We start from the raw sequence: 7,463 nt of genomic DNA, 5'->3' as shown, positions 1-7,463 counted from the left end.
GGGTACTGGTGGACGCCACCGGCGGGCGGCGTCCCGGCCTCGGCACCCAGCAGACGGCCTACGGGCTCGTCGTCGCGGCCCGGGAGGCCGAGCGGCTGGTGCCCGCCGGCACCGCGGTGTTCATGGACTGGTCGGCCCCGGCCCGCGAGCCGACCTTCCTGTACTCGGTCCCCGTCGGCGGCGGGCGGGTCCTGCTCGAGGAGACCTGCCTGGCCCGCAGGCCGGGACTGGGCCCCGATCTGCTCGCCGGACGCCTCCGGTCCCGGCTGCTCCGGGCCGGTGCCGTGCCCGAGGGCGACGAGGAGCTGGTGCGCATCACACTCGACCCGCTGCGTCCCCGCGGCCTCGCGTTCGGGGCGGCCGCGGGCCTGATCCACCCGGCCACGGGGTACTCGCTGGCCGACTCGCTCCGCCTGGCGCCCGCCGTGGCCGCGGCGCTCGCCGAGGGGCTGCGATCCGGCCCCGCACAGGCGGTGCGGGCTGCACGGCACGTCCTCTGGCCCCCGGCGGCGCGGACCGTGCACACGCTGCGCCGGTTCGGGCTGCGAGCCCTGCGCGAGATGCCCGGCGACCGGCTTCCGGAGTTCTTCGAACTGTTCTTCGGCCTGCCCGGCGAACTGCAGCGCGCCTACACCTCGGGCCGCACGGACGTGACCGGGACGATGGCGGCGATGACGGCCCTGTTCCGCGCCGCCCCGTGGCGCCTGCGCGCACAGTTGGCGGGCTGCCATTAGGCCGTTGGGGTCATGGGGACGGACCCAGGATGAACATCAGTCGACATGTCTGGAGAAAACCCGCCCTGACCGGCGAAGATCTGGGCGTGTATGCAGCAATGAGCGCGGTCCGCTTCGCCTTCCAGCCGTTGTACAGCCTGCACACCGGTGGCATCGTCGCGCTCGAGGCGCTGGCCCGGCCGGGGAAGGGCTCGGTGCACGAACTGCTCGACCTCGCCCGCCGGGAACGCCGGCTCCCCGAGGTGGACGTCGCGCTGGCGGTCCAGGCCGCGCGCACCGAGGCCGACTACGAAACGCTGCTCCCCCTGCACCTCAACCTGACCGCCCCCACCGCGGCCGCCCCCGAATCGGCCTTCGACCCGCTGCTGGACGCGCTCGCCCGCGTCGGCCGACGGCCCCGCGAGGTCGTACTGGAGATCGGCCCGCCGTTCGTCCAGGTGTGGCCGGAGCAGCTGCTCGCCGGACTGCACCGGCTCAGTGAGCTGGGGTTCCGGCTGGCACTGGACGGCCTCGGACGCGCGGACCTGCCGTTCTCCCTGCTCGCGGCCGCCCCCTCGGACGTGCTCAAGCTCGACCGCAGCCTGATGAGCGCCCTGCCACACGACGCCGCGTCGGTCGCCGTCGTGGAATCCCTGGTGCACTACACCTCGCGCACGGACGCGCGCCTGGTCGCCACCGGGCTGGAGACCGAGGCGCAGCTGAGCGCCGTGCGCCGACTCGGCGTCCGCATCGCACAGGGCAACCTGTTCGCCCCGGCCGCCGACGGCAGGCCGAAGACCCACCTGCTCACCCCCGCGAAACCCGAGGAAGGCGAACGGCTGCTGACGGGGCCGGTCACCATGCCCAGGGTGCGGGACTTCCTGCGTCCGGCCTCCACCCTGCCCGAGGACGCGACCTGCGACGACGTCCGCCACATCCTCGTGGACGGCGACGCGCCTTCGGGCATCGTCGGGGTGGACGAGCACAACCGTCCACAGTGGTCAATCGACCGGACGCGGTTCCTGGTCTCGGTGACCGGCCCCTACGGGCACGCGCTGCACGCACGGCGCCCCGCCAGCCGCCTGGCCGACTCGCCGCACGTCATCCACGCCGACGCCGGCGCGTTCGAACTGCTCGAACTGGTCACCGACGCGGACTGGAGCCGCACGGGCGACGACGTGGTGGTGGTCGACGACCACGGCCGCTGCCTCGGCGTGGTGCTGGTGACGGAGGTGGTGCGCGGCGTGGCCGAGGCGAAGGTCGAAGCGGCCGCCGCGCTCAACCCGCTGACCCGCCTGCCCGGCAGCGACACCCTCGCCCGCGACATCGACCGCAGGATCGCCTGCCGCGAAGCCTTCGTGATCGCCTGGCTGGACGTCGATGCGTTCAAGTCGGTCAACGACAGCTGCGGCTTCGCCGCCGGGGACGACCTGATCCGCGCGCTCGGCCGGACGCTCACCGACCTGGCCTCGCGGCTGCCGCACCTGACCGTGGGCCATGTCGGGGGCGACGACTTCCTGGTGGCCTGCGACGTGGACGAGATCAGCGGCGTGGCCACCGCCCTGCTGGACACCCCGTGGTCGGCCGAGGGCATGCCGGTGACCGTGTCGCTGGCGACACTGGTCTGCGCCACCTCGTCGATCGCCTCCTACCGCGAGGCTTCGCGACTGCTGGCCCCGCTGAAGAAGCAGGCCAAGGCCGTGCCCGGGTCGAGCTGGGTGCTGGGCCGTCCCGGCTCCGACCGGGTGGAGGTGCTGCGCGGCGGGGGCCGCCACACCCTTGTCGACCAGCCCGCGTGAGTCCACGCCGGACCCGATCTCAGCGCATGAGGCGCATGAGCGCCGGGGACACCGCCGCGAACCCCGCGGCGAAGTTCTGCTGGACCTGGGCCGCTTCCTGCGCGTCCGGGACCGCGTTGGTGCAGGAGGTGCCGGGCCCGTGCCCCGACATCAGCTCCGAGCACGGCCCGGAGTAGTCGTCGGCCAGCCCCAGGTCGTGGCCCAGTTCGTGCGCGGCGATGCGGGTGACCGAGTACCCCTCGGCGACCTGCTGCTGGTCGAGGTAGATCTGCCCGTTCCCATGGCCGTCGGTGGTGGTGTACGAGCCCTGACCGTCGTTGGTCTCGTAGAACACGATGGTCGCCCCGGACCCCCGCACCAGCCGCACGTCGGTGACGGCGTGGTTCCAGTTCGCCGCGGCCTGGTCGATCTGCGCCACGTAGTCCGGTGCCCCGGAAGAGCTGTAGTAGAGCGTGGTGACCGTCGCGGCCTGTGCGGTGGAACCGGTGCCGAGCTGCGTGCCCAGCGCCGTCGCCGCCACCAGCATGCCCGCGAACACCCGCCTGCGATCCATGTCCTGCCCCCAGTTCCTTGCCGTTGGTGATTTACCAGCAAGGTAGCGAGAGGCGGATGTCGGTCACCACCGCCGAAAGTACGGGGTCGCGGTATAGGTCGTTATACGCCGGGGAGTACCCGGGAAACGTGCAGGCCCCTCGCGGAGCGTCCGCGAGGGGCCTGCACAGCACCCACTTGAGAAGTGGTCTTCACACGGTGAAACCGAGGGCCCGGAGCTGCTCCCGGCCGTCCTCGGTGATCTTCTCCGGCCCCCACGGCGGCATCCACACCCAGTTGATGCGGAAGTCCTTGACCAGCCCGGCGTTCCCGACCAGCACCGAGGCGGTCTGGTCCTCGATCACGTCGGTGAGCGGACACGCCGCCGAGGTGAGCGTCATGTCCAGCGTCACCGTGTTGTCCGCCTCGACGCGGATGTCGTACACCAGGCCGAGGTCCACCACGTTGATCCCCAGTTCCGGGTCGACCACGTCGCGCAGGGCCTCTTCGATGTCCTCGACCTTGGCCACCTCGGCGGCCGTCGGCTGGGCCTGCTCGGGCAGGTCGGCCGCGGTGCGACCCTCGCGGGTCTGCGTCTCCTCGCTCATGCCTCGGCTCCCTTCTCGGCACGGACCAGCGCGTCCTTGAACGCCATCCAGCCCAGCAGCGCGCACTTCACGCGCGCCGGGTACTTCGCGACACCGGCGAAGGCCACGCCGTCCTCCAGCACGTCCTCGTCCGGCTCGATCTGCCCGCGGCCCTGCATCAGCTCCACGAACACGTCCATGGTGTGCAACGCCTCGTCCACCGCGTGGCCGGTGACCAGATCGGTCAGCACCGAGGCCGAGGCCTGGCTGATCGAGCAGCCCTGGCCCTCGTAGGACACGTCCGTCACCTTGCCGTCGTCCACCTTGAGCCGCAGGGTGATCTCGTCCCCGCAGGTCGGGTTCACCTGGAACGACTCGGCATCGTAGGGCTCCCGCAGGCCGCGGCCGTGCGGGTTCTTGTAGTGGTCCAGGATGATGTCCTGGTACATGCTTTCCAGGTTCATTCCGCCACTCCGAAGAATCGCTGCGCCTCACGGACCCCGTCGACCAGGGCGTCCACATCGGACAGATCGTTGTACAGGTAGAAGGTGGCCCGCACCGTCGCCGGGATCTGGCACGCCCGGTGCAGCGGCCAGGCGCAGTGGTGCCCGACCCGCACCGCGATGCCCAGGCTGTCCAGCACCTGCCCCGCGTCGTGCGGGTGCACCCCGTCGATCACGAACGCGATGGTGGCGCCGCGATCGGTCGCCTCGGCCGGGCCGATGATCCGCACACCGGGGATCTTCGACAGCCCGGACAGCGCGGCCTCGGTGAGGACGTGCTCGTGCGCGGCGATGCGGTCCATGCCGATCGCGGTCAGGTAGTCCACCGCCGCGCCCAGCCCGACCGCCTGCGAGGTCATCGGCACCCCGGCCTCGAACTTCTGCGGCGGCGGGGCGAAGGTGGTCCGCTCCATGGTGACCAGCTCGATCATGGAACCACCGGTCAGGAACGGCGGCATGGCCTCCAGCAGCGCCCGCCTGCCGTAGAGCACACCGATCCCGGACGGGGCCAGCATCTTGTGCCCGGAGAACACCGCGAAGTCCACGTCCAGCGCGTGGAAGTCGACCGGCATGTGCGGCACCGACTGGCAGGCGTCGAGCAGGGTCAGCGCCCCGACCTCCTTGGCCCGCTTCACGATCGGCTCGACCGGGTTGATCGTGCCGAGCACATTGGACTGGTGCGCGAACGCGACGAGCTTCGTGCGCTCGTTCACCAGTTCGTCCAGTTCGGACAGATCCAGCCGGAAGTCGCCGGTCAGCCCGAACCAGCGCAGCGTCGCCCCGGTGCGCTGGCACAGCTGCTGCCACGGCACCAGGTTCGCGTGGTGCTCCATCGCGGTGATGACGATCTCGTCGCCGGGGCCGACATCAAAAGACGCAGCAGCGCTCGACGGATCGGTGGCCGCGTTGCTCATCGCGTAGGCGACCAGGTTGATGCCCTCGGTGGCGTTCTTGACGAACACCAGCTCGCCCGGGTCGGCGCCGACGAACTCCGCGGTGCGCTTGCGCGCGTACTCGTAGGCGTCCGTGGCCTCCTCGGCCAGTTGGTGCGCACCGCGGTGCACCGCCGCGTTCGAGGTCTCCAGGAATCGGCGCTCGGCGTCCAGCACCTGCCTCGGCCGCTGCGACGTCGCCCCGGAATCCAGGTACACCAACGGTTTCCCGTCACGGACCGTGCGCGACAGGATCGGGAAGTCGGCGCGCACCGCGGCGACGTCCAGCGAGGTAGCCGTCGTGTTGGCGTCCGAGCTCGTGGTGGTCATCGCGCCAACTCCTCTCTCACGTGCCAGTGGGAAAACGGATCGCGTCAGACGGCGGGGGTGCCGACGTACTTGACGTACCCGTTTTCCTCCAGTTCTTCCGCCAGTTCCTTGCCGCCGGACTCGACGACCCGGCCGTCGGCGAAGACGTGCACGAAGTCGGGCGTGATGTGGCGCAGGATCCGGGTGTAGTGCGTGATCAGCATGACGCCGACGTCGTTGCCCGCCTTGTAGTCGTTGACCCCTTGGGACACCACGCGCAGCGCGTCCACGTCCAGGCCCGAGTCGGTCTCGTCCAGGATCGCGATCTTCGGCTTGAGCAGGGCCAGCTGCAGGATCTCGTGCCGCTTCTTCTCGCCGCCGGAGAAGCCTTCGTTCACGCTGCGCTCGGCGAACTCGGGCGCGATCTCCAGCTTGCCCATCTCTTCCTTGACTTCCTTGACCCAGTGCCGCACCTTCGGCGCCTCGCCGCGGACCGCGGTCACCGCGGTGCGCAGGAAGTTCGACATCGACACACCGGGCACCTCGACCGGGTACTGCATGGCGAGGAACAGGCCCGCGCGCGCCCGCTCGTCCACCGTCATGTCGAGCACGTTCTCGCCGTCGAGCAGCACCTCGCCGGAGGTCACCTCGTACTTGGGGTGCCCGGCGATGGCGTAGGAGAGCGTCGACTTGCCCGAACCGTTGGGACCCATGATCGCGTGGGTCTCGCCGGACCGGATCGTCAGGTTGACACCCTTGAGGATCTCCTTGAACGAGTCGCCGCCGTCGTCGGTTTTGACCCCGGCGTGCAGATCCTTGATTTCCAGTGTGGCCATGTCTGTGGTTCTTGTCCTTCGTGTGGCGGGAGGGGCGGTTCGGCTCAGCGGCGGCTCGGCCGCGGCGCCGGGCGGCGGCTCAGCCGCCGATGGCTTCCAGTTCGGCTTCGATCGCGGCCTGCAGGCGCTCGCGCACCTCCGGGATGTCGATCTTGGTGAGGATCTCGTGGAAGAAGCCGCGGACGACCAGCCGCCGCGCCGTCTCCTCCTCGATCCCGCGCGACTGCAGGTAGAACAACTGCTCGTCGTCGAATCTTCCCGTCGCGCTCGCGTGCCCGGCGCCGGCGATCTCGCCGGTCTCGATCTCCAGGTTCGGCACCGAGTCGGCGCGCGCTCCCGAGGTCAGCACCAGGTTCCGGTTGAGCTCGTAGGTGTCGGTGCCTTCGGCGGCCGCGCGGATGAGCACGTCGCCGATCCAGACGGTGTGCGCGTCGTCGCCCTGCAGCGCGCCCTTGTACATGACGTTCGAGCGGCAGTTCGGCACCGCGTGGTCGACGAAGAGCCGGTGCTCCTGGTGCTGCCCCGCGTCGGCGAAGTACAGGCCCAGCAGCTCCAGGTCGCCACCCTTGTCGGCGAACGTCGCGGTGGGGGACATGCGCACGAGGTCGCCGCCGAGGGTCACCACGATGTGCCTCAGCGTGGCGTCCTTGCCGAGCTTGAGGTGCTGTTCGGAGACGTGCACCGCGTCGTCGGCCCAGTCCTGCACGCTGACCACGGTCAGCTTCGCGCCCTCGCCGAGCAGGAACTCGACGTTGTCGGCGTAGGTGCCGGACCCGGTGTGGTCGAGCACGACCGCCGCCTCGGCGTAGGCCTCGGCGCGCACCTGGACGTGGCCGTAGGCGACCGCGCCCTCACCGGGCCCGGTGAGCCGGAGCACCGTGGGCTTCGAGGCCCTGGTCTCCCTTCCCACGGTGACCACGGTGGCCGAGGTGAACGAGCTGTAGGCCTGTGCGGCGACCCGGTCGCCCGGTACGCCCGCCTGCCCCAGCCGCTCGTCCTCCCGGCCGACGGTCTCCACGCGGACCTCGGGGGCGGCGTCGGCCTCGACCTTGGTTTCCCCGGTGGCGGTGGCGGTGCCGTCGTGCAGCCCGCGCAGCCGCTTCATCGGGGTGAACCGCCAGTTCTCCTCGCGGCCCGTCGGGACCTCGAAGGCCTCGACGTCGTACCCGGTGAAGCGCTCGGCGCGGGAGGCCGCCGGAACGACGGCCTCCCCTGCCGCAGCGACGTTGGAGGTTTTGTCAGCCACCGTCATG

Annotated in this window: 8 protein-coding genes; 2 read left to right on the top strand and 6 right to left on the bottom strand. The window is 70.7% G+C overall.

Annotated features, from left to right (window positions below; translation table 11 throughout):
* Both FNH05_RS04665 and FNH05_RS04660 read left to right on the top strand, forming a co-directional pair.
* On the top strand, positions 1 to 734 hold a 734-nt coding region (locus FNH05_RS04665), incomplete at its 5' end, for a lycopene cyclase family protein (RefSeq protein ID WP_246127531.1).
* 98 nt (positions 735 to 832) lie between these two features.
* Entirely contained in the window at positions 833 to 2,512 is a 1,680-nt protein-coding gene (locus FNH05_RS04660; RefSeq protein WP_144586019.1) for a GGDEF domain-containing protein, read from the top strand.
* A gap of 19 nt (positions 2,513 to 2,531) precedes the next feature.
* On the opposite strand, the gene FNH05_RS04655 is transcribed toward FNH05_RS04660, so the two are convergent.
* From FNH05_RS04655 to sufD, 6 genes are all read right to left on the bottom strand, one after another.
* Positions 2,532 to 3,065: a snapalysin family zinc-dependent metalloprotease gene (locus FNH05_RS04655; protein ID WP_144586017.1), complete on the bottom strand. Its 534-nt coding sequence runs from the start codon at positions 3,063 to 3,065 to the stop codon at positions 2,532 to 2,534.
* Positions 3,066 to 3,255: 190 nt separating this feature from the next.
* Complete coding sequence (locus tag FNH05_RS04650; RefSeq protein ID WP_144586016.1) at positions 3,256 to 3,651, bottom strand: metal-sulfur cluster assembly factor; 396 nt, start codon at positions 3,649 to 3,651, stop codon at positions 3,256 to 3,258.
* Positions 3,648 to 4,094, bottom strand: a complete 447-nt coding sequence (gene sufU / locus FNH05_RS04645; RefSeq protein ID WP_144586015.1) for a Fe-S cluster assembly sulfur transfer protein SufU — start codon at positions 4,092 to 4,094, stop codon at positions 3,648 to 3,650. Before sufU ends, FNH05_RS04650 begins: the two co-directional genes overlap by 4 nt.
* The gene (locus tag FNH05_RS04640; RefSeq protein ID WP_144586014.1) at positions 4,091 to 5,395 is read right to left on the bottom strand and encodes a cysteine desulfurase; all 1,305 of its coding nucleotides are present in this window, start codon (positions 5,393 to 5,395) and stop codon (positions 4,091 to 4,093) included. The genes sufU and FNH05_RS04640 overlap by 4 nt, the downstream gene beginning before the upstream one ends.
* Before the next feature lie 44 nt (positions 5,396 to 5,439).
* Positions 5,440 to 6,210 (bottom strand): Fe-S cluster assembly ATPase SufC, encoded by a 771-nt coding sequence (sufC, locus tag FNH05_RS04635; RefSeq protein ID WP_144586013.1) that lies wholly within the window; start codon positions 6,208 to 6,210, stop codon positions 5,440 to 5,442.
* A gap of 79 nt (positions 6,211 to 6,289) precedes the next feature.
* Entirely contained in the window at positions 6,290 to 7,462 is a 1,173-nt protein-coding gene (sufD, locus tag FNH05_RS04630; protein WP_144586012.1) for a Fe-S cluster assembly protein SufD, read from the bottom strand.
* Between the last annotated feature and the right edge of the window lies 1 nt (position 7,463).

Origin of the sequence: Amycolatopsis rhizosphaerae (assembly GCF_007713715.1) — a bacterium.
GTDB lineage: Bacteria > Actinomycetota > Actinomycetes > Mycobacteriales > Pseudonocardiaceae > Amycolatopsis_E > Amycolatopsis_E rhizosphaerae.
This window is presented reverse-complemented; position numbering and strand designations above follow the sequence as displayed.